General features: G+C 56.9%; 4 protein-coding genes and 1 pseudogene. All 5 read left to right on the top strand.

What is annotated here, in order from left to right; genetic code table 11:
• Positions 1 to 651, top strand: a 651-nt coding sequence (locus ACK5M9_RS13905; RefSeq protein ID WP_416893744.1) for a DDE-type integrase/transposase/recombinase, incomplete at its 5' end; no start/stop codon positions are given.
• Between the two features lie 111 nt (positions 652 to 762).
• Positions 763 to 1,263, top strand: a complete 501-nt coding sequence (locus tag ACK5M9_RS13900; RefSeq protein WP_416893743.1) for a hypothetical protein — start codon at positions 763 to 765, stop codon at positions 1,261 to 1,263.
• 43 nt (positions 1,264 to 1,306) lie between these two features.
• On the top strand, positions 1,307 to 1,552 hold the full coding sequence (locus tag ACK5M9_RS13895) for a helix-turn-helix domain-containing protein (RefSeq protein ID WP_416893742.1): 246 nt from the start codon (positions 1,307 to 1,309) through the stop codon (positions 1,550 to 1,552).
• A gap of 25 nt (positions 1,553 to 1,577) precedes the next feature.
• Complete coding sequence (locus ACK5M9_RS13890; RefSeq protein ID WP_416893741.1) at positions 1,578 to 1,850, top strand: hypothetical protein; 273 nt, start codon at positions 1,578 to 1,580, stop codon at positions 1,848 to 1,850.
• Between the two features lie 56 nt (positions 1,851 to 1,906).
• Positions 1,907 to 2,350: pseudogene (locus tag ACK5M9_RS13885) on the top strand (hypothetical protein); the annotation flags it as partial.

Raw genomic sequence — 2,350 nt, 5'->3', positions numbered from 1 at the left:
GTGCGCTGCCGCATCAACCGGCTCTCAGTGATCGACCGGGTCGCTGCAGAGCCGATCCACCGCTATGAGCATGACCGTCCCGGATCGCTGATCCACGTCAACGTCACCAAATTCGGCAACACCCCCAACGGCGGCAGACATCGCTTCGTCGGGCGTCAGCAGGGCCTCAGACACCGCGCCGCCACCTCCGACCGGGAGGGCACCCGCAACGCCCGCTACCTGCACACCGTCATTGACGACCACTCCCGCGTCGCCTATGTCGAGATGCACACCAATGAACGCGAAGACACCGCTGTCGGCGTGCTCCACCGCACGGTCGCATGGTTCGCCGAGCACGGCGTCACCGTGGAACGCGTCCTCTCGGACAACGGCTCCTACTACCGGTCATTCGCCTGGTCAGACGCCTGCGCCAAACTCGGTATCGTTCACAAACGCACCCGCCCCTACCGACCCCAAACCAACGGCAAGATCGACCGCTTCCACCGCACCCTCGCCGACGGATGGACCTATGCACGGTTCCACACATCCGAAACCGAACGACGTGAAGCCCTCCCAGGGTGGACCCACTTCTACAACCGCCACAGGCGACACTCCACAATCAACGGAACACCAATCAACAGACTCAACAACCTACCCGGACATCACAACTAGGTCGCCCGTCCGCCACCAAATCCGTAGGGCAGGTCAACCTGGCACCTAACCATGCAGCAGCCCCCGTGTCGTTCCTCTGGAAATATGAACCACGTTAGTACGTTTACCTACATGGTAGAGCAGTATCAAGGTCACATCAGTTCTGATACTCAGTGGAATACATACGAAACAAATGTGCAAGCCTACCGTGGCTTGTCAATATCGGCGCAATCGTTGTACCTCGCTGTTGGAGCCATCCTTCTGACCCAAGGGGACAAGCTGCCTTTCTTTACTACCTTCGCCCTTGCCATGACAACCATGTGGTACGTGTTCTTCCCTGTCATTTTCGCACGGACTGCGATCGTAGATTTCCACAAGTACAGTTTCCGGGACCGGTTCACTGAAGTCGGCGAACTGCGAACTTCATCCGATGATCTTCCCCTTTCAGAGCGCACCTACGCCAACCTCTGGCGGGGCAGAAAACTCCGTAAACGTGTCGCATCGCTAGTCGACATGCCGGAAGGTAAACCCTTCCGCACGATACGACAGACCCGGCTCAAACTTGATGTGTTTTTGCCGGTCAGCATGACAGTCGTTTGGGTTGCATTCGGGATATACGTAGCATTCAGCTAGTTTCGTGCACCAGTAATTCGTTGGATTAGTTGTAGAGTGCGGCATGCCGCGCACAGGACCTCCAAAGACACCGCTTGAGGTCACCGACGAGGAGAGCGCGCAGCTTGCCCGGTGGGTGCAGCGTCGTAGGTCGTCGCACCCACCGGTGTTGCGATGCCGAATCCTCCTCGCGTGTGAAGAGGGGCTGGACAACAAAACGGTCGCAAAGCGGGTGGGGTGCTCACAGAACACAGTCAGCGAGTGGCCGGCGCGGTTCCTTGAGGCTCAACTGGACAGGCTTACCCGATGATCCACGTCCAGGGCGACCGACAACGGTGACTGTGGAGCAGGTCGAGGACGTCGTGGTATCGACGCTGGAATCAACACCGGAGAACACGACACACTGGTCCAGGTCAAAGATGGCCGAGCGGTCCGGCCTGTCGACCTCGACGATCGGGAGGATCTGGAAGGCCTTTGGGATCAAGCCGCACCGCGCTGACAGGTTCAAGCTGTCCAACGACCCGTTGTTCGTGAAGAAGGTCTACGACATCGTCGGCCTCCACCTCGATCCACCGGAGTCCACGGTCGTGCTGTCCGTGGATGAGTAAAGCCAGGCGCAGACGCTGTCGCGGTTGTTTTGGAAGATGGCACAAGAATGCCAATGGTGCGAGATCAGGCGTCGGGGTTTGTCCTTGAATCGGACCTTGATTTACGATTTACCCATTATCAGTTGGCTGTCGATTGGAATGGCACTGAGCAGTTGCTCGACGATCCATACAAATACCACGGTTTATATGCCGAATACGAAGAGCTACACACGCCGAAAGAAATGTACCACCAGATGGGGGCACAGTTCATATCGCAAGAGAGAGACGGTAAGCAAGTCGAAGGTACCCGTTTCTTGGTGTATGCACCGCATGCTTCGGCCGTCAGTATCGTTGGTAATTTCAACGCTTGGGACGGACGTCGCAACCCAATGCAGAGACTCGACTACGGGATCTGGGGGATCTTCATTCCGAATTTGCCAGAGGTCACTCAATACAAATTTGAGCTAAAAGGTCCTGATGGTGAAGGTCTGCCACATAAGGCGGATCCATGGGGTTTCTAC

The sequence above is a fragment of the Mycobacterium sp. genome (assembly GCF_047975165.1).
Lineage (GTDB): Bacteria > Actinomycetota > Actinomycetes > Mycobacteriales > Mycobacteriaceae > Mycobacterium.
This window is presented reverse-complemented; position numbering and strand designations above follow the sequence as displayed.